Source organism: Actinophytocola sp., assembly GCF_045807065.1.
Lineage (GTDB): Bacteria > Actinomycetota > Actinomycetes > Mycobacteriales > Pseudonocardiaceae > Actinophytocola.
The window spans coordinates 14,939-32,756 of the sequence record NZ_JBJMIE010000016.1; the positions used below are offsets into that span (position 1 = coordinate 14,939).

Here is a 17,818-nt window from a genome sequence, read left to right on the forward strand (position 1 = left end):
GAATCAGTGACGTAACGTGACTAGACGCGACATCAGGTTCTCAGGCCAGTGCAGGCACGTCCGGGCGTAGTCGTTGATCGAGGCGGGTTAGAGGAGCGAACCCGGCATCCACCCGCGCTTCCTCGTCCTTTCCTAACCGGCGGCGTTGGCCGCGCCGACACGGAAAGGAGACGGAACGAGCAACTCCACGTTTCGGTCCGCGACCGCGCCTCGACGGCCGTCCTCGTTGTCCACCAGCTCGAGGACTCGGGACTGCTGCGGACAGTCGATGTGTGCCGCGGTGTTGACCTCCCAGAAACCGCCGCCGCCAGCCGCGCGGTGCGGAATCACCGTGTTGCGGTGGGTGTGGCCGTTCACCCACAGCACGACGTTCGGGAAGCGCAGCAGCAGGTCACGGACGCCGGCGCCGTCGACCCGGCCGGTTTGCCCACGACGTTGTCCATCGAGCCGATGGTGTGGTGGCTGAACACGACGAAGAGCCGGTCGCGGCATCGGCGGCCGGGTGCGCTGCTGCCCACGGTCAGCTCGCGCTCGAGCCAGGCGTACTCCGCGGCGTCGATCGAGCCCTCCGAACCACCCGTTGGGGTTGACCGTGTCGAGCACGATGCCACGCACCACGCCCTGGTCGAACGCGTAGTAGGCGTTGCCGGTCGCCAGGTTCCAGCGCCCGAAACCGTGTCTCTTCGGCGAGGACGTCGTGGTGAAGTGTTCGCGGATGGTCTCGGCGCGGCTGACGAACCGCCGGTCCGCGACGGGCGTGACGGTGCGCGCCGGGCCGGACAACAAGGTCGCGAGACCACGGGGGTCGAGCGTCTGCAGCTGCTGGGCGAGCGTGATGATGTCGGTCCCCGGCGGCAGGCCGACGATCTTGCGGTTGCCGACCGCCAACGGCGCCAACTCGGGAATCGCCGGCAGGTTGCCCTGGATCAGACCGTCGTGGTTGCCGTACGCGGTGAGCCACGGCATGTCCAGGCCGGCGGCGCGGAACGGACGCCGCGCCGCGTCGAGCAGACCGGGCACGACAGGGAACCCGAACCGGGCACGCGGCAGATCGTCGGCCTGCCCCGCCGGAGTGCCGTTCGGGTGCCAGTAGCGGACGTCGTAGGCGGCGTCGTCGGGGACGCCCTCGTACCGTGTCAGGTCACCGGAGTCCGGCCGCACCCGCCGCCCGTCGAGCAGGTCGATGTACCACCGCAGCTCGTTGTGCTGGACATTGTCCACGTTGTCGCCGGTGGCGACTCCTGGTGGCCGCGGGACATGCTGTGCGATATGTCGTACATCAAGGCCGTGACGACCGCCTTGATGCGGCTGTCCGCGGCCGCGGCCTGAGCGCCATGCCGCTCAGGCCGCAAACGGCCATCGCGCCGATCCGCTCGAGGTCGATGATCTTCTGCAGGCCGAGGAAGTCGACGGCGGCGCTGTAGTCCTCGGTGTAGATGTCCGGTGAGGCCACGTCGCGCACGCTGCCGCCGCTCTCCCCGGTGAAGGACGGGTCGAAGGCGAGGGTGACGTAGCCGCGCCGGGCGAGCTCATTGGCGTAGAGCCGCTGTACCACTTTCTTATCGTCGTTCGCAGCTGGGCTGAAAGCATCGGGTTCACGCGGCCTCCACTCCGCCGTCCAGCAGCAGCTGGGGCAAGGCGCTGACCGTGAACTCGTGGGTGCGGATCTCCCACCCCGTGCGGGCGATGCCGCCGGTCCTGCGGTCGGCACGAGGTCGGCTTGGCGTAGTCCATCCTGGACGGGCCGGCAGTTCCGCGACGGGAATCATTCCTGCAGCGCGAGGACTGACGCTTTCGTCATGATGGGTGTAGGTGATCATGCGGTGATAGCCGAGAGCGCGGGCGGCACGCCAGGCAGCGCCGTACAGCATCGAGTTGGCACCGGGATCGCCAAGCGTGCAAGTGCGGGTGACTTCGACGGTGACCGGCACGATCCGCAATTGGTTCCGCTGTGCGTGTCGTCTGCTCATGCGGCTACCCGCAGGACGCCAGCCACCGGTCGGAGCGATCAGCCTGCCGCGCCGGGAACTTGGCAATCAGGTTCCAGTGCCAGGACAATGCAAAGCTCGTGGTCGCGCAGTGCGGTGCGGTGCGGTTCGTCGTACCGGCCTCGCACAGCCGCGCGCCAGTGGCCTGGAGCAGGTCCGGCAGCCGGAACCCGTCGCCGATCTCGATCAGCTCGCCTCGGCTCACCACGATCTGCCGGGCCGCCGCCAGCGCGGTGGCGGCCAGCACCAGCGCCGCCGCGCCGTTGTTGACCACGTGCACCGCCCCGGCGTCCGGCACGGCGGCGGCCAGCGCGTCGAGCCAGCCACCGCGCCCAGCCCGCTCCTGCGCCATCGTGACCGCGCTCTTCACGGTCGCCCGGCCCAGGACCGAGGTCGCGACCACCAGCCGAGGGTCCGCGAGCACAGCGTCGGTGCGCGGGACGTCGCCGACGCCGGTCCTTCTCGCTCACGCCACGTTCCATCGACTCGCGCCTTTGCCGTCGCTGTGGCGGAGGCGGACGGGGATCGAACCCACCTGGCCCGGATGCCGGGCCACACCGGTTTTGAAGACCGGGAGGAGCACCAAGTCGGATATCCAGTGGAACCTGGCCGAGAAGCGGCACCGGCGTGCCGACGACGCGAGTGAGCGTGTCGGTCACGGACTGTCCACCGCCCGCACCGAACACCTCGATCCGGTGGCCGCGGTGCGGACACGGCAGCCAGGACATGTTCTATTGGTCGAAACGCTGAATGTCTGCCGGGTCTGCAACCACAGATCGATCGCGAAATACCGACTGCCGTGCCCACGCTGCCCCGGGCCGCGGGCACCCGCACCCCAAACGACGGCCCGTAATATCAACACAGCCGCGTGAATCTGGCTCGTGCTCTTTTGGGCTGTGGCCGTAAGGTGTCTTCGAGAGTCAGTCGGCCAGATGCTGATGTTGGCCATGTCTTCGTGCCCCGGCGGAATCACCACAGGGATGGGACGCTCTGAAGTGGCGTGTGCTCGTCTGGCCAGTTCCTGCCATGTCGATCGCGGCGGTCGCTAGTTCGTAGGCACGAATCAAATGCTGAACGCCGTTTTCGACCTGTTGGCGGACGCGGACCCGCGTGCGTGTGCGCAGCGCGTCGCCCTGAGGTTGGTGGGCAGCACCACGCCGTCACGCCAATGCGCAAAGTCACATACTTGAACAAACGGCTTCGGTGTGTTCCGATGTTACGGTCGGCAGCTGCTCCGACGGAAAGGCGCCGCATGGTCTTACAACGGTTGGCGTTGGTGGCGCCGAGCGGGGGTCGGGTGACCGTCGCACTTCCCGCGGACATGCCGGTTTCGAGTGTGGCGGCGGGAGTGCGGTTCGTAGGCGGCTCCTACGGCACCGGGTTCCAGATCGGCCCTCGGGGTTATCACGAGTTCGCCTGCACTCATGTGGCGCCGGCGGCCACCCGTGACCGGTTTCTGGTGCACGGACGGGAAGTCGTGGTGGCTGAGGCGAATGATCTGCAGTCGTCGGTCGCGACGCTGATCGGGACCTACCACGAGCTGATGACCGTGTACGCCGGCCCGGCGCCGGGCCGCGACCGGATATCCGCGCTGTTCGGCTCGCTGGAAATCACCGATCATGTCGGTGGCCTGGTCGTGCGGCCGCGGTCGGCGATGCTGCTGGACACGATGACTGAGCAGCTCGCCGTCGTGGTCAGGGGTCGCGGCACGGTGTCGATTCCCGGGCCTCGGCAGGCGCTCGCCCTTGTTCCGCGGCACGCGGGTGCACCGACGAGGTTCGGCGAGGTCTGGAAGGTCGCCTACCCGGGTGGGGATGACAAGCACTCCTTCATCCTCGGTTGTCCCGCCGGCCTCGCCGAGGTGCACCTCACCGACTCCGGCGCGTTGGACTGGCTTGCCCAACTTGACGTCGCGTGGCACATCTGAGCGGGAGTGGACATGTCGCCGATCATCGCCTATCACGTCCTGGTCTGGCTGGCTATCGTGGTGCTGTTCTGCGCGCTGGCAGCGGTCATGCGGGAGGTTCGCCTGCTGCGCGGCATGGTGATGTCCGACGGGAAAGGCTTCTCGGCCACACGTCCCGAGATCGCCCTGGGCCCGGGCTTCGCCGACGGCCGCACGAGGATCGTTCTCGCGGCGGATACCGGGTGCCCCCTGTGTGTGGAGGCGACCGAGCGGTTGAGCCGGCGTGCGCCGGGCGCGACGCTGCTGACGCATGAGGACGTCGCGGCCTGGGAAGGGCTCGCGGCTGGGTTGGACGTCGTGCGTGATCGGGAGTCCTGGCGCGCGATCTCCCATTTGGCGCCACCGATGCTGATGCGGGTCGACGGCACCGGCCAGGCCGGCAAGCTCGTGCTGCTCACCCGAATGTCCGAAGTGGACGAAATGGTGGCGGAATGGAGTGCGGATGTCGCTGACGTTTGACCAGATCCCGGACGCAGACGTCACGCCGCCCGGCGCCGAACCCACGGCCGCGCTGTCCAACTTGACCGTGACCGGTAACCGCAGGGCCGTGCTGCGGGCGGCGGCGCTCGGCGCCGTGACCATCGGTGCGCTGGCGTTGTCGTTGGTGCGCGGCCGAAAGGCGCAGGCGGAGGTGGGGCCGTTCGGCCTGCAGGGCTGGGACCGCACCGACTGCCACGACGCTTACCCGTCTGGCTACCAGGAACTCGGCGACACGACGGGCGAGTACGTCAACACCTACGCGGCGTGCTTCGGCGGTAGCTGGCGAGGCAGCACGTACTGCGAGGCCGGGTGGCACAAGTACGGCACCTGGACCTATGGCTCGATCCAGGCGGACCACACGCCGATCTCGGTGGCCTGCGGCGAGACAACCACCAAGAACGCCTGGAAGTGGACCACTCCAGACGGGCACACCTACCGCTGCTCCGACGGCATGACGACCTATTGGAACGGCCCGTTGTCCGGCCAGACCTACCTCACCATATGCCGCTCCGGCTGATCTGGCATCCACTGACGCTCGCGGCCGTGTTCGTCGTGACAGCCGGCGCGGCGGCCGTCACCGGGTTGGCGCCGGCGCTGTGGCTGATGATGGGCGCCGCGGCGGGCTTCGCCACGAGCGGCTCGACTTGAAGCCGCAACTCGGCCCTCGTGCTGAGCTCGCCGGTCTGGCGAGGTTCACCATTCCTGGCGTTTGTCGTCGGTCTCCTCGCCGGTGGCATGGTCACGGCGACGGCGCTGGTCGTCATCGGTTCGTTGGTCCGGGCGCCACTGCCGCCGGTCGCCCGTTGGGCGGTGGTCGGCATGGTGCTGATCGCGGTGCTGCTGCGCCAGTTCGGCGTGCTGTCGTTCACGCTTCCGGAGAACCGCCGGTTGGTGCCGGAGACGGTGTTCCGGCTCGGTCGCCATCTCGGACCGCTACAGTTCGGGCTGGAGATGGGCACCGGGGCGCGCACGTATCTCCCCAGCGGTCTGCCCTACGTCGGGGCCGTGATGGTCGCCATGACCGCGTCGTGGCCGCTGGCTTTGTGTGCCGGTGCGGGTTTCGGGCTCGGCCGTGCGCTGATGGCACTGTCCAGTCTGCGTTTCGTCGGCGGTGGCGACACTGACAGCTGGTATCAGGAGTGGCGAGACCATGCGCGCACACTGGCCGGGCTGACCGGCGCCGCCTTCATGGTCTCGCTCCTGGCCGTCACCGTGTGGTCTGGTATGCCCTGATCACGGTCTGGCTGACGGAGTTCCCGTCGACGTCCCGCGCGGTGATCCGCAGCGACACGAAGCCGGGGGTGGCCGGGTTCCGCACCACCGCGAGCCCGGTGTCCCCGCCGCTGACCGTCGGTGTGGCCGTCCAGGTGCGGCCGTCGTCACCGGACGCCTCGACGTGCAGTGCGCTCAGCCGAACCGCCGGCAGGCCGGGCTGGTGCTGTGCCTTGAGGCGCAACGGGAACGGTCGGCCGGCTGGCGCCCTGCTTTGCCCGTCCACCGAACCGATCGTCCGTACGACCAGCAGCGGCAGCGGGGTGCCCTGGGCGACCGTGTCGTGGAACGTCCACTCGAGGTCGGCATGGGTGGACACGACCGACCACGGCACCTGCCGGTCGGCGCTGACCCGCACCGTGTAGGCGCCCGGTGCGTCCGGGACGGTGAACTCGCCGACACCTGGGACCGGGCTCGTGCCGATCTCTGTGCCATCCTTGAGAAGCCTGGTCGTTCCGGTGAGTCCGGCCGGTGGAATGGTGACCTGGTTCGGGTCGTTGCCGGACAGTGGCGAGAGCACGAACTGTAGCGTCGTGCCGCTGCGGACCACGCCGAAACCGTCCTGTGCCTGGCCGAACGCCGGTCCCATCGGTGCTCGGTTCCACCCGACCCGGTATTTGCCGCGTCGGTAGGACAGCCGGGAGATGTAGGTCTCGGCGTCGGAGAGGTCCGTCGGCGCGACGGCGAGGAACTCCTCCCAGGTGACGTCGGGGTTCGCGGTGTAGAACTCGGTTCTCCTGGCCGGCAACGGGTAGGTGTACGTGGTCGAGTAGAGGCCGATGCCGGCCGGGATGGGGAACCGGGCGTAGTCGGCGCGCACGCCGGTGCCGGGCGCACCCTGTCCGTGGTAGGTGGCGTCGACTCGGGCCAGCTCGCGGTCTCGCGGGTGATAGCTGGTATCGGCCGGAATCCGTCCCCGTTCGAGGAATGCCAGCTGGTAGACGAAATCCCCCGCTCCGCTCGCAGGCGACACGGGTCCCAGCGTGGCCCGGAAGCTGAACGCGTACGTGTGGTCGGCGACCCGGCCCGTGGTCGGGACCGCGTACAACTTGGCGTCCTGTGGAGCGACGTAGCTCAGCGAGGAGCCGCGATCACCGGAGGCGGTCGCCGAGTAGATGCCCAGCTCGCCGATCTGGAACCGGGCGTTCGGTCGGTCCACCGTCGCGGCAACCGGCCGTCCGGTCCTGGCGTCGAACGTCACTGTGGCGTCGGCATCAAGCGTCAGGTTCGGCCTGGACAGCAGGGTGGCCGAGGAGTCCGGGGCGATGTCGAGGGCATTGATGTCGTAGCGGCCCTTGGGCAACCGCACCAGGCCGTCCCTGATTTCGTACGCCTGACCGGTTTCCGTGTTGACCGCCCGGATGACCGACGAAGTCTGGCTCGCGCGGCTGACGAGGTGCACGGTCAGGTTGTAGCTTTCCGGCTCGATGAACGCCGACAGTGCCGTTTGCACGACGACATCGCCCGCCGTGGCGGTCAACCGTCCACCCTGCAGGCCGGTGGGCCCGCCGGCCGGGTTGACCGAGACGGTCACCTGCGCGGCCCCGCGCGGGGGCACTACCACCTGGCCAGGAGCGGTGAACCCGTCGGGCGTGGCCAGCCGGAGGGTCACGGCGGAGTCACTGTCGTTGCGGTAGCCGACCGTTCTGGATACCGGCGTGTTGTGTGGCCAGGAGAGGAATCCGTAGTTGACACTGCCGCCGGTGGCCGACACCCGCTGGGTCACCGCGCGGGCGACGTCCACCCGGCCCGCGCCCTGCTCGAACACTCCCGCGGTGGGCTTGGCGGTGCTCATCAGCGTCGGCTTGAGCCGGTCGGCCGTCCAGTCAGGGTGCTGCTGAAGGAGAATCGCCGCGGCGCCGGCCACGTGCGGCGTCGCCATCGACGTGCCGGACAGCACGGTGTAGTTCGCGTCGACCGGGTTCTCGTCACCGGCCGGCGTTCCCGGCGCCCGCGCTGACACGATGCTCTCACCGGGCGCGGCGATATCCGGCTTCACCGCGTAATCACCGATCCGAGGACCTGGACCCGAGAACGGGCTCGTAGTGTCCTGTGTGGACACGCTGCCGACGGCGAGCGCCGCATCGGCGACGGCGGGTGCGGACACCGAGTTGATCGGGTCGGGGAAGTCGATGGACCGGTCGTTGCTCCCAGCGGCCACGAACAAGGTCCCGAACCGCGCCGTCAGGTTGTTCACCGCCTGGCTCATCGGATCGGTGCCGTCGGTCGACTCGCCGCCCAGGCTGACATTGACCACACGCACCTTGGGCGCGATCCACTCCATACCGGCGATGACCGAGGACTCCGGGCAGCCGAAGCTCACGCACACCTTGCCGCTGATCAGTTTCGCGTCCGGCGCCACGCCACGGTATCGGCCGCCCGACGCCGCACCGGTCCCGGCGATGATCCCGGCGACATGCGTGCCGTGGCCGACGTCGTCACGCGCATCGGGCTGGGTACCGGTGAAATCCTTCGCCTCGACGACCTTGCCCGCGAGGTCGGGATGATCCGCCTTGATCCCGGAGTCCAGCACGCCGACCGTCACGCCGGCGCCGGTGAGACCCAACCGCCACGCGGCCGGGGCGCCGATCTGCGGCACACTGACGTCCAGCCGTGGCTTCGCGACACCGTCCAGCCAGACCTTCTCCACCTCGGACGAGCTGGTCATCCAGTGCCAGAACTCACCCGCCCGCGCCCTGTCCCGCACCACGGCGGTACCGTTGATACTCGGCAGTTCGCGAACAGTTGTCGTCGCTGCCGCCGCACCCGCGGCCGCCGCGGAATGGCGATAGGACACAATCAACGGCAGCATCGCGTGCGCGTCGGTATACCCCAGCCGAACCAGCTCCGACACGTCGAACAACCTCGGGTCGAGGCGTCCCTGTTCCATCAACGAGACGGCGTCCGTGGGTACCACGGTGAGATCACCGTCAGCTCGGGATTCGCGGACGAAACCGACATTCTCCCGACCGGGCGCTGGCTCGATCCCTAATATCGCCTCACCGTCCGGTTTGGCCAACAACCGAACTCGGTCGCCTGTGACCAGTGTGATGGCCGTTCCGCCGACCGCAACACCGCCCGTGACCGGCGCAGCCACAGCGGAACCCCCCGCGGCCGGCACCACAATTGACACTGTGACCAGAACAATCCTCAGTTTGGATACCATGCGCATGCTCCACTCATCGCTAGCATCACATCAAGCGTATCCATTATCGGGATGTCCGTGATATGGGATCAAGCTCTCAGGCGGATGTGGAAGAAGGACACCGAGGGCTGGCTCAACGCGAAGTCGCTCGGCGCCAGCCCGGCGGCGGACAGCCTGCGCAAGCGGATCTATAATTTGACACCCGGGCGATCAAGCTCGGTAGCACCGATGCTGATCATCTCGGCGTACTGCGCACATGTCGGTTTGGCGTCGACTATTTCCGATGTCCTCACCGATCAGCACGGTCTGTCGGTCGGGGGGAACAGTTGATGGAGAACGGCGTCCGCCGCGGCGATTACGGCGTGCGGTACTGCTGCTGCCCGTCAGACGGCATATTGGCTGCGGCGTTGAGCAGGTTCATATTGAGCGTTTTTCATCCCACGGTGACCTCGTAGTCCTGTAGCGCGTGGATGGCTTTGGCGAGTCGGCCGACCCGGTGAGGGCTGCCGCGGTATCTGCGGAGCAAGTTCCAGGTTTTGAGTTCGGCGTTAGCACGGTAGTAGTCGAACGCCGCGTGCGCCGCGCTGCCACAGAGCCCGAGGGCTGACCGCGCTGTAGCTGGGCCCCACCTGGAGTTGCACTCCCGAGGTGGCTGGGGTGGGCGACGGTCCTCCCTGCCCGTCGCCCACCCCGTGTCTCACGGCCCGGTCACCCGCACCAGCACCGGTGGACCGGTGAACTGGCCGCACATCTGGACCGCACCGGCGAGTGCGCCCTGGATGGTGGTGTCGATCAGCACCGGCTGCTCAGCGGGCTGGGTCGCGTCACCGCAGACCAGGACGGCGAAGTTGTTCACGGGCGGACCGGTGTAGACCAGCTGGGTGTTGACGATCACGAGCCGCTTCAGGCCGCCGGTGGCCACAAGCGGACCCGGCGTGGCCTGCTCGACACGGACACCGGACACCAGAACGTCCTGCGGATAGGCACCACTCTGGTTGCCCACCCTGATCGACGCGCCGGGCCCCGCCTCCGCCGGCCGGTCGATCACGCTGTCCAGTATCCGCAGGTTCACCACACGCTTGCGGGCGACCACGGCCGCCTCCGAGTCGCCGGGCAGGCTGCGCAGGTGCAGCCGGGACAGCGTCACGTCGGCGGCGTCCAGGATGGACAGCGTGCCGTCCTCGACGATCGAGTCGGTGAGGGTCACGTTCTGCGCCACCGCGCACCCCGCGCCGTGGATCGTGACGGCCAGGCCCTGCGTGGTCGCCCGGCGCAGGGTGAGTGCCCGCATGAGGACGTTCTTGATGACCGGCTGGCAGTTGAAGGCCTCCCCGCCGGTCGGCTCGAAGTCGATGGCCTGGTCACCCACCTTCACCGACTCGCTGCGCTCGATCACCAGCCCGTCGACGCCACGCTGGAGACCGACGAACGACCGGTCGCAGTCGACACCGAGAGTGTCACGGATCGTCGTGTCCCGCACCCAGTCCGTGGCCGTCCCGAGCAGGCGGATGCAGTCACCGCCCGTACTCGGGCCGATCGCCGGCAGGTTGAAGGTGACGTGTTCGACCACCACGTGCTGGGTTGGGCCGATGAGCTGCAACAGGTGCGTCTGCTCGCCCGTGTTCGTGCGTTGGGAGCCGTCAAGCGTCAGCCCCGTGATCGTGACGTCCGTGGCGCCGGCGACGTCGAGCAGCCACCAGTCCGCCGTGTTCACACTGGGTCCGAGCATCGCCAGCGTGGTGACGCCCTGCCCGGCACCGCGGAACACAAGCGAGGAGCTGATCCGCAGGCTCGGGATGGAGGCGACGCCCGCGGTCGGTTTGCGGGTGGCGTGAAACGTCCCCGGCCCCAGCTCGAGGCAACCCGTGCCGGCCTGCGCCGCGTCGATAGCGGCCTGCAACTGGACACGATCGTCCAGACCATCATTCGGCACCGCACCGAAATCCTCGGCATGAGTGCACGCCGTACTCGCCGGTGCCGCAGCCGTGACCCCCGTCCCCATCACGACACAGCCGGCGAAAACCAGAAACACGGCAAGCAGGTATCTCCGATACTTCATATCATCATCCATTCTCCTCGCAGACGAAACTCGTCCGCTCCTCGTCCCTACCGTTGGCGGCGCAAAAGCCTCTGACCGACCTGAGGTCGTCCCAAGAGGCAACGCGGGGTTCCGCCGGCGAACCAGCGGATCGTCATCGGCGCGGTGGCATAGGCACAGCTCATCGAGCACTCGACCGTCGAGATCGGGAACGACGCGCGGAACAGGACTTCGACATTCGAGTCCTTCGGCGGATCGAACACGACTACCGCGAACTCAAAGACGGACTCGTGGCTCGATCACTTCGAAAGTCGCTCCTGGCTGGGCTGGCACCGACATGTCCCTCGCCGGGACCCTGGCCCTCAAGGCAGGGCGCTATCGCCTGGGGAGCAGGTCCGCCGGGGACTACCTCACCTGCCAGTACTGCGCGTCGTTGCCTTGGCAGGTCCATTGCATGAGCAGACTGGAGGCGCCGCCAACCGTGTCCAAACACAAGCCACTGTTCACATTCCTGAATGTTTCCCAGATTGCTCCGTCGACAAACACCGGAGTGCGGGTCCATTGCTGTCCTGTGACGCCGACGCACGGCCACTGCTGGATGGGCTTGCCGAGTAGAAATGAGCTGTTTCTGACCTCGACACAAAGCCCACTGTTCTGATTTACCATGTAGTAGATGTTTCCGGATACCAGCACTGGAGCCCACGCCTGGGCGCCAGTGCCGTTGCATGACCATATCTGCAACTGGACGCCACGATTGGTCGATCCATTCGGAACATCGACGCATTGATCATAGGCCTTGTTCACGATCTGGTGGTAGTTGCCCGAAGCGGCGGCGATGATATTGGTGGAAATGCTCGCCGGGTTGGACGGGACTGAATCCGCGACGCTTACCGCAGTCGCCGCTTCAGCAGCACTGACTCCGGCGAGGAGCAGCGCTCCCACCAGGCCGGCGATGCTACTCATGATCTTCCATCTCATGATGTCCAGGTCCCTCCACAGCCGGGTTCCGCGCAGTCCAGGTGAAAGTCGGAGTTCCCGCCGTCTTCTGATGGACAGAGTTTGACCAGATGCCTGGAGCGACACTGAAACGGCGCTGAAACGGCCTGGATAAACGGCGGATCAGCTTGCCGCGCCCGCGAGTTCGGTCGGTGGCGCTCGATATCCACGCCAATCTGGAAGGATTCCCGAAGCCGTCACGGCCTGCCATCGACGAGCTGTCGACAGATTGTCAACGGCTCTGATATCGTGTCCAAAGCCAACTGCGCTACCTGCGGTCGATGTCCGTTGGAATCGATGAGAAATCATGGGGAAAGCGCTGCTCATGAGATTGCTGGTTCTCGCGCTGCACCAGGGCGGAATAGTCACCATCGAGCGACTCGTCGATGCGTGCGGGGAGGCTCAGCGCCGGCAACCGCCGTGAATCCCCTACAGTGGCGGCGGAGGTGAACACGTTCAGGGACACCTGGGGGATCCAGCAGCGACGCTACGTATCACGACTCGCCGTTATGAGCCGTCTCGAGTCGGTCGGGAGGTGGCGGCGGTCAGGTACTGGTCGAGATGGTGGAGGATCTTGGCGCGCAATGGATCTGTGTCCGGGAGGTCGAGTTCGTCGGTGATGATCAGGGCTTGGGTCCACGCGGTCTGGGCGGCGCCGGGGTTGTCCGCGGCTTGTTGGGTCTTGCCGAGATCAGCGAGACCGGTGGCTTCGCTGTGGCGATCCCCGCTTCGGTGGAACAGGTCAACGGCCTGTCGGTAGTAGTCGACGGCCTGGTCGTGCTGACCGAGATGATGGTTGATGTAGCCGAGGCTGTCCCGGATGTGGGCTTGGCCGTTGAGATCGCCGATCTCCAGGGCCAGGGCGAGGGCCTGCCGACAGTGCGTGAGGGCCTGGTGGTGGTCGCCGAGTTGGGCACAGTACCAGCCAAGATGGTTGAGGGCGGCGGACTGCCCCGCCCGGTCACGGACCGCCCGATAGTGCTCGAGGCTGTGATGGGCGTGCCCACCTGCTTGCCGGTAGCGCCCCTGGGCCGAGCACATCCGGGCCAGGTGCTGGTGGGTACGGGCCTGGCCGGCGTGGTTGCCCAGGGCGCCGAACAGGTCCAGCGCCAACTGGTAGTGGGCGCGGGCCGCGTCGGGCTGGCCCAACCGGTCCTGGGCGAGCCCAATACCGCGGTGGGCGTTCGCCTGTCCGGTCCGGTCCTCCTGACGGCGCGCGGCATCCAGGGCGGTGCTCTGCGCGTCGGCCAGCGGCCGCCAGTGCGCCTGCCGGTCGAGGAAGGTGGTGAGGGTCGCGGCGAGCTGCCAGGCGTGCGTGTCGAAACCCGCGGCGGCGGCCTGCTCGACCGCGGCGAGCAGGACACGGTGTTCGGCAGTGAACCAGGCCAGCGCCTCCCGATAGTTCGCGAGTTCCTCGGGAGCGGCACCCGGTTGGACGGGGGGCAGTGCGATCGGGTTGGGCTGGGGGGTCAGCACCGCGTCAGCGGTGCGAGCGGTGTGCAGGTAGTGGTCGAGCATCCGGTGCGTGGCCGCGCGGCGGTCGGTATCGGTCTCCTGGCTGTGCACCAGTTCCGTGGCATAGACGCGGAGCAGGTCATGGAAGGTGTAACGGCCCGGGGAGTGCTCGGCGAGCAGGTGCGCGCGGACCAACTCGGCCAGCGGCCTGCGGGCGTGGGCCGCCGATACGCCAGCTAGACCAGCCAGGGCCGGCAGTGCGACATCAGGCCCTGGATGGAGGCCGAGGAGCTGGAACAGGCGGGCGGCGTCAGCGCTCAGCGTCCGGTAGGACCAGGAGAGCACCGCCCGCACCTGGCTGACCGGGTCCCCGCCGTCGAGGGTGTCCAGGCGGTTGTCGGCATCCCTCAGCTCGGCGGCGAGCGCGGCGAGCGGGAGGTGGGGCGCGGCGGCGGCGCGGGCAGCCACGATGGCCAGCGCTAGTGGCAACCCGGCGCAGTGGGCGACGATCGCGCCCACAGCTGCGGGTTCGGCGGCTACCCGGTGGGCATCGAGGCGGCTGGTCAGCAGTTCGCGTGCTTGGGCGGGGGCGAGCAGTTCGACGGTCAACAGGCGGGCGCCTTCGGTCGCGGCCAGGCTGGTGAGCCGGTTGCGGCTGGTGACCAGCGCCAGACAGCCAGGCGCGCCGGGCAGCAGCGGGCGGACCTGCTCGGCGTCCCGGGCGTTGTCCAGCACGACGAGCACCCGACGACCGGTCAGCAGGCTGCGATACAGGGCGGTTTGTGCTTCCAGACTGGGCGGCACACGGGCCGGCGGCACCCCGAAGGCATCCAGAAAACCCCGCACCGCCTGCGCCGGACTGACCACTGAACCGCCAGGATCGAATCCACGTAAATTCACGTACAGCTGCCCGTCGGGAAATGTCTTCCCAACCCGGCGCGCCCAATGCACTGCCAGCGCGGTCTTGCCCACTCCCGCGGTGCCCGACACCGCCGAGATGACCACCGCGGTCGGCCGGCCCGGGCCGGCCAAGAGGTCGTCCAGTTGGGCGAGTTCGCTGCCGCGGCCGGTGAAAACCGTGATGGCCAGCGGTAGCTGTGCCGGCGCGGGGCCGGTCGCCGCGGGGACTGGTGGCGTGTCGAGGCGCGGATCCTGACGTAGCACCGCGGCGTGCAGTTCGTGCAGTGCCTGGCTGGGTTCGATGCCGAGTTCCTCAGCGAGGGTATGCCGCAACACCTGATAGGCCGCCACCGCGTCGGCCTGCCGGCCGGCGCGGTAGAGCGCGAGGATCAGCAGCCCGTGGATCTGTTCATGCAAGGGACTTTGGCGCCGGAGGCTCTCCAGTTCCGGGATGAGCTGGCTGTGCTGGCCCAATGCCAGACGGACTTCGATGAGCCCTTGCTTCGCGCGGAGCAACAGGTGGTCCAGTCGTTGCGCCTGGTCGTGGAACCACACCAGGTCGGTGACATCGGCCAGTGACTGGCCACGCCACAGGCCAATGGCGGCCTTCAGCCATGCTTCGCCCTGCCGCGGGTCGGCGGACTGGGTGCCTTGTCGGATCAGGCGTTCCGCGGCCTGGACATCAGTCGCCTCCTCGGCGATGTTCAGGACATAGCCGGGCGGTTGGGCGAGAATCGCGGCCCGGTCGCCCAGCACGCCTCGCAGGTAGGACATGTGGCTCTGCAGGGTGTTTCCCGCGGTCGCCGGCGGGGCTTCGCCCCAGACGATGTGGATGAGCCGGTCGGTGCTGATGACCTCGCCGGGCTGCAACGCCAGGGCGGCGAGGACGGCCTTGCGGCGTGAACCTGGCACGGGTCGGGGCACCCCACCGACCACCACATCGACCGGACCGAGAAGCCTCACCTGCATGTGGTTCCCCCCAAGGCCCCAACCCCCAATGAATCCAGATTAGCCCGCCACGGGTTTGATCCCCAGGGAATCCCGTCGAACGCATGGAATCGACGCCTACACGTCACGCAAAATCGACGATTTGCACCTTTTGTCGCACAGAAGAATAACGGACAGGAAGCGAACAGCGCCGACGTGTCACCGCCGCCTGTCTTTGATCGCCAGTTAGTGAATCCGCTGTTGCCGTTACCTTGCGTCTCGGACGTGGGTACGGATCCAGCCTGCCCGTTTCATGACGGGGGCTCGACGCAGCCTCGCCATCGGCGCCAACCTGCACATCGTGGCCGTGACCGTGCAGGTCCAGGGGCCGGATCTCGCCGAAGGAAACGTGTACCGCTACAACCTCAAGCTTCACCTTCGATGACGGTGCCCCCGGCACACTTGCAGCGACTACGAACGGCGCCTCGCTGGCCTATCCGCCGCTCGATCTGCCGACTTTTGCCTTGCCGCCGAAGGATTTGACCCTGCTGCGCCTGCTACAGGGCTCATGCCGCAAGCCGCACGCCGATGGCACCGGGGCGCTGACCATCGCGAACGACCTGATCGCCGCTACCGCCAGTAACGGACTCGCGCGCCCGCACCAACTACTGCTGACAGGCGACCAGATCTACGCGGACGAGGTCGCGCCGATCCTGCTGACGATGCTCACCGACGCGGCCACCGCGCTGCTCGACTGGACCGAGGTGCTCCCAGTCCCGGACAGCTACGAGCCGTTCAACACCGCCGCCCAACTCGACTCCTTCATGCGCCGCCCTCTGCTTGCCAAGCAGGGCTTCACCTCCGAGGAACTCGACTCCCACCTGATGATACTTTGGCGAGTACCTGGCCATGTATCATGAGGTGACCGACGACTGGAACATGACCCGCGACTTCTGCCGGAAGGTATACAGCCACCCACTCGGCCAGCGCATCGTCCAGAACGGGTTGACCGCGTACGCGTTCTGCCAGCACTGGGGCAACGTCCCCGAGGACTTCGTGCCCGCCACGCCGGCCACCCCCGGGAGCACCCTGTACGCGCTGCTCGACACGCCGAACCCCACCGGCCCGGGTGCCTTCAAGCAGAAGGCCACCGACTACAACAACCGGTCCGCACAGATCCGCGGCCTGATCGGGCTCCATGACGCGGCCGCGCTGGACGCCCGCACCGACAACGCGGTCTTCCACGAACCCTTCGCGCTGAACTACCACTACAGCATCGTGAGCCCGGGGCATCAGATCATCGTCACCGACACACGCACCTGGCGCGCACATCCAAACCCAAGGGAGTCGGGCGGGGCGACCAACCTGCTGACCAAGAACACGCAAGTGGACATGTTCAAGCAGCAGAACATCAACACGCCCAACCCGGACGACCGGCAGCTGCTGGTTGTGCTCACCACGAACGCACCGCCGATACAGCCCATCCGGTCGGCCACCAGGCAGTCTGGGCTGGCGAACATCTTCGAACACTTCCCCGACCTCTTCGAGGCGTGGGACCTGCCGTCGGTCACCTTCGACCGGCTGCTCACCGCGGTGACCAGCAAGCTTCCGGTGGACGCATCGGGGAAGCACACCGGCTCGGTCATCCTGCTGTCCGGCGACGTCCACTTCGCCTTCGCGTCACGCGTCATATACCGCGCCACCAACCGTTTCGAGGACACCGCGCCGGTACGGGCGGACGCGGTCGTAGCGCAACTCGTCGCGAGTTCTCTCAAGAAACAGGACAAGGACACCTTGGTCGTCCACCCCGACGGTTATTTCGCCTCAACGCATCCGACCCTCACCGGGATATTCAAACTGATTCGGGAGAGGAGGACCGAAGGCTACGTGGGCCGGAACCTCCCGAAGCACTCCAATACCCGTGTCGGCGTGCGGACCTTCGCCGCGATCGGGGCCGTGGAGGTCCTCAAGCTGGACGTGCTGACGACGATCGACGCGACACCGGTGCCGGTCATCGACTTACGGCTCAGTCGCCAACCTGACTACCGGTACCGGCTTGACTACCTGCTTCCCACCGCACAGACCATCGAGTTCCCGCGGCCGTCGATACCGCCGTTGCCAAGCGGCGCGTCAACGCCCAAGCAGCGCAGGCGCGGTGGAACAACAGCTTCGACTCCTCGACGAACCGGCTCGCGTCCATCGGGCCGTGTTCGTCGCCGGCGGCGAGCCAGACCAGGGGTGCGAACCGTGCCGCCTCATCCCCGCGACTGCCGGCCGGGGACGGGTCGCCGGCCAACCGCGGCAACTCCTCGCCGCCGTCGCAGCCGGCGATGACCAGGGCAACCGCGGTAAGGCCGACGATCGCGACGCGCCGGTGCGAACCATGTGACATGCCGTCCCCCTTTGTCTCCCACTGATCTTTATAGCCGACTCACGGGGAGCGGTGGGCACGGTTGCGGGAACGGCTCAGGCGCGCGCGGTTTCCAGGCGGGTTCCGGAGGTGCAATCGTTCGCATCCAGCCAGGCTCGATGACCAACCAGCGACGTCAGCCAGGAAGGACAACAACGAGCGTCTGGCGGTATCGTCAAGAAGCTCAACGAGTCGATTGAAGGCTGCTCGCCAGCAGCCTGACCAGCAGGTTTGCGAGCGG

General features: G+C 67.4%; 18 protein-coding genes, 1 tRNA gene and 2 pseudogenes. 9 read left to right on the plus strand and 12 right to left on the minus strand.

Annotated features, from left to right (window positions below; all coding sequences use genetic code 11):
• Positions 1-132 precede the first annotated feature (132 nt).
• From ACJ73U_RS00875 to ACJ73U_RS00895, 5 genes and pseudogenes are all read right to left on the minus strand, one after another.
• Positions 133-1,221 (minus strand): hypothetical protein, encoded by a 1,089-nt coding sequence (locus tag ACJ73U_RS00875; RefSeq protein WP_407775533.1) that lies wholly within the window; start codon positions 1,219-1,221, stop codon positions 133-135.
• A 58-nt stretch (positions 1,222-1,279) separates the two neighbouring features.
• Positions 1,280-1,555: an alpha/beta hydrolase gene (locus ACJ73U_RS00880; RefSeq protein ID WP_407775534.1), complete on the minus strand. Its 276-nt coding sequence runs from the start codon at positions 1,553-1,555 to the stop codon at positions 1,280-1,282.
• A 40-nt stretch (positions 1,556-1,595) separates the two neighbouring features.
• On the minus strand, positions 1,596-1,970 hold the full coding sequence (locus ACJ73U_RS00885; protein ID WP_407775535.1) for an XF1762 family protein: 375 nt from the start codon (positions 1,968-1,970) through the stop codon (positions 1,596-1,598).
• A gap of 115 nt (positions 1,971-2,085) precedes the next feature.
• Positions 2,086-2,412, minus strand: a pseudogene (locus ACJ73U_RS00890) (L-seryl-tRNA(Sec) selenium transferase); the annotation flags it as partial.
• A gap of 82 nt (positions 2,413-2,494) precedes the next feature.
• Positions 2,495-2,585: transfer RNA gene (locus ACJ73U_RS00895), tRNA-Sec, on the minus strand.
• 700 nt (positions 2,586-3,285) lie between these two features.
• On the opposite strand from ACJ73U_RS00895, the gene ACJ73U_RS00900 reads away from it, so the two are divergent.
• The 5 genes from ACJ73U_RS00900 to ACJ73U_RS00920 all read left to right on the plus strand — a co-directional run bounded on the left by ACJ73U_RS00900 (position 3,286) and on the right by ACJ73U_RS00920 (position 5,667).
• Positions 3,286-3,915: a hypothetical protein gene (locus tag ACJ73U_RS00900; RefSeq protein WP_407775536.1), complete on the plus strand. Its 630-nt coding sequence runs from the start codon at positions 3,286-3,288 to the stop codon at positions 3,913-3,915.
• Between the two features lie 12 nt (positions 3,916-3,927).
• Positions 3,928-4,413, plus strand: coding sequence for a hypothetical protein (locus ACJ73U_RS00905; RefSeq protein ID WP_407775537.1), 486 nt, complete (start codon positions 3,928-3,930; stop codon positions 4,411-4,413).
• Positions 4,397-4,951, plus strand: a complete 555-nt coding sequence (locus tag ACJ73U_RS00910; RefSeq protein WP_407775538.1) for a hypothetical protein — start codon at positions 4,397-4,399, stop codon at positions 4,949-4,951. The genes ACJ73U_RS00905 and ACJ73U_RS00910 overlap by 17 nt, the downstream gene beginning before the upstream one ends.
• Entirely contained in the window at positions 4,936-5,082 is a 147-nt protein-coding gene (locus ACJ73U_RS00915) for a hypothetical protein (RefSeq protein ID WP_407775539.1), read from the plus strand. Before ACJ73U_RS00910 ends, ACJ73U_RS00915 begins: the two co-directional genes overlap by 16 nt.
• Before the next feature lie 171 nt (positions 5,083-5,253).
• On the plus strand, positions 5,254-5,667 hold the full coding sequence (locus tag ACJ73U_RS00920; protein WP_407775540.1) for a hypothetical protein: 414 nt from the start codon (positions 5,254-5,256) through the stop codon (positions 5,665-5,667).
• Here the strand turns inward: ACJ73U_RS00920 and ACJ73U_RS00925 are convergent.
• Positions 5,642-8,596, minus strand: coding sequence for a S8 family peptidase (locus tag ACJ73U_RS00925; RefSeq protein ID WP_407775541.1), 2,955 nt, complete (start codon positions 8,594-8,596; stop codon positions 5,642-5,644). The two genes, ACJ73U_RS00920 and ACJ73U_RS00925, sit on opposite strands and share 26 nt — an antisense overlap.
• A gap of 360 nt (positions 8,597-8,956) precedes the next feature.
• On the opposite strand from ACJ73U_RS00925, the gene ACJ73U_RS00930 reads away from it, so the two are divergent.
• Positions 8,957-9,181 (plus strand): hypothetical protein, encoded by a 225-nt coding sequence (locus ACJ73U_RS00930; RefSeq protein WP_407775542.1) that lies wholly within the window; start codon positions 8,957-8,959, stop codon positions 9,179-9,181.
• A gap of 103 nt (positions 9,182-9,284) precedes the next feature.
• Here ACJ73U_RS00930 and ACJ73U_RS00935 read toward each other — a convergent pair.
• The 5 genes and pseudogenes from ACJ73U_RS00935 to ACJ73U_RS00955 form a co-directional block, all read right to left on the minus strand.
• A pseudogene (locus ACJ73U_RS00935) lies at positions 9,285-9,407 on the minus strand (IS5/IS1182 family transposase); the annotation flags it as partial.
• 141 nt (positions 9,408-9,548) lie between these two features.
• Positions 9,549-10,784: a hypothetical protein gene (locus ACJ73U_RS00940; RefSeq protein WP_407775543.1), complete on the minus strand. Its 1,236-nt coding sequence runs from the start codon at positions 10,782-10,784 to the stop codon at positions 9,549-9,551.
• A gap of 510 nt (positions 10,785-11,294) precedes the next feature.
• A complete protein-coding gene (locus ACJ73U_RS00945; protein ID WP_407775544.1) occupies positions 11,295-11,852 on the minus strand; it encodes an RICIN domain-containing protein in 558 nt (185 codons plus the stop codon).
• Positions 11,853-12,153: 301 nt separating this feature from the next.
• The gene (locus ACJ73U_RS00950) at positions 12,154-12,351 is read right to left on the minus strand and encodes a hypothetical protein (protein WP_407775545.1); all 198 of its coding nucleotides are present in this window, start codon (positions 12,349-12,351) and stop codon (positions 12,154-12,156) included.
• 41 nt (positions 12,352-12,392) lie between these two features.
• A complete protein-coding gene (locus tag ACJ73U_RS00955; protein WP_407775546.1) occupies positions 12,393-15,164 on the minus strand; it encodes a BTAD domain-containing putative transcriptional regulator in 2,772 nt (923 codons plus the stop codon).
• A 316-nt stretch (positions 15,165-15,480) separates the two neighbouring features.
• On the opposite strand from ACJ73U_RS00955, the gene ACJ73U_RS00960 reads away from it, so the two are divergent.
• From ACJ73U_RS00960 to ACJ73U_RS00970, 3 genes are all read left to right on the plus strand, one after another.
• Positions 15,481-15,612: a hypothetical protein gene (locus ACJ73U_RS00960; protein ID WP_407775547.1), complete on the plus strand. Its 132-nt coding sequence runs from the start codon at positions 15,481-15,483 to the stop codon at positions 15,610-15,612.
• Positions 15,613-15,706: 94 nt separating this feature from the next.
• Complete coding sequence (locus ACJ73U_RS00965) at positions 15,707-16,087, plus strand: hypothetical protein (protein WP_407775548.1); 381 nt, start codon at positions 15,707-15,709, stop codon at positions 16,085-16,087.
• Positions 16,077-17,501, plus strand: a complete 1,425-nt coding sequence (locus tag ACJ73U_RS00970) for a hypothetical protein (RefSeq protein ID WP_407775549.1) — start codon at positions 16,077-16,079, stop codon at positions 17,499-17,501. Before ACJ73U_RS00965 ends, ACJ73U_RS00970 begins: the two co-directional genes overlap by 11 nt.
• Before the next feature lie 132 nt (positions 17,502-17,633).
• Here ACJ73U_RS00970 and ACJ73U_RS00975 read toward each other — a convergent pair.
• A partial coding sequence (locus ACJ73U_RS00975; protein ID WP_407775550.1) for a hypothetical protein occupies positions 17,634-17,818 on the minus strand: 185 nt, incomplete at its 5' end.

Coding starts and splice junctions, on each gene's coding strand:
- ACJ73U_RS00885 (WP_407775535.1), bottom strand. CDS start 1,970: ATGAGCAGACGACACGCACAGCGGAACCAATTGCGGATCGTGCCGGTC.
- ACJ73U_RS00905 (WP_407775537.1), top strand. CDS start 3,928: ATGTCGCCGATCATCGCCTATCACGTCCTGGTCTGGCTGGCTATCGTG.
- ACJ73U_RS00910 (WP_407775538.1), top strand. CDS start 4,397: ATGTCGCTGACGTTTGACCAGATCCCGGACGCAGACGTCACGCCGCCC.
- ACJ73U_RS00915 (WP_407775539.1), top strand. CDS start 4,936: ATGCCGCTCCGGCTGATCTGGCATCCACTGACGCTCGCGGCCGTGTTC.
- ACJ73U_RS00920 (WP_407775540.1), top strand. CDS start 5,254: ATGGTGCTGATCGCGGTGCTGCTGCGCCAGTTCGGCGTGCTGTCGTTC.
- ACJ73U_RS00925 (WP_407775541.1), bottom strand. CDS start 8,596: ATGGAACAGGGACGCCTCGACCCGAGGTTGTTCGACGTGTCGGAGCTG.
- ACJ73U_RS00930 (WP_407775542.1), top strand. CDS start 8,957: ATGTGGAAGAAGGACACCGAGGGCTGGCTCAACGCGAAGTCGCTCGGC.
- ACJ73U_RS00945 (WP_407775544.1), bottom strand. CDS start 11,852: ATGAGTAGCATCGCCGGCCTGGTGGGAGCGCTGCTCCTCGCCGGAGTC.
- ACJ73U_RS00960 (WP_407775547.1), top strand. CDS start 15,481: ATGACGGGGGCTCGACGCAGCCTCGCCATCGGCGCCAACCTGCACATC.
- ACJ73U_RS00970 (WP_407775549.1), top strand. CDS start 16,077: ATGTATCATGAGGTGACCGACGACTGGAACATGACCCGCGACTTCTGC.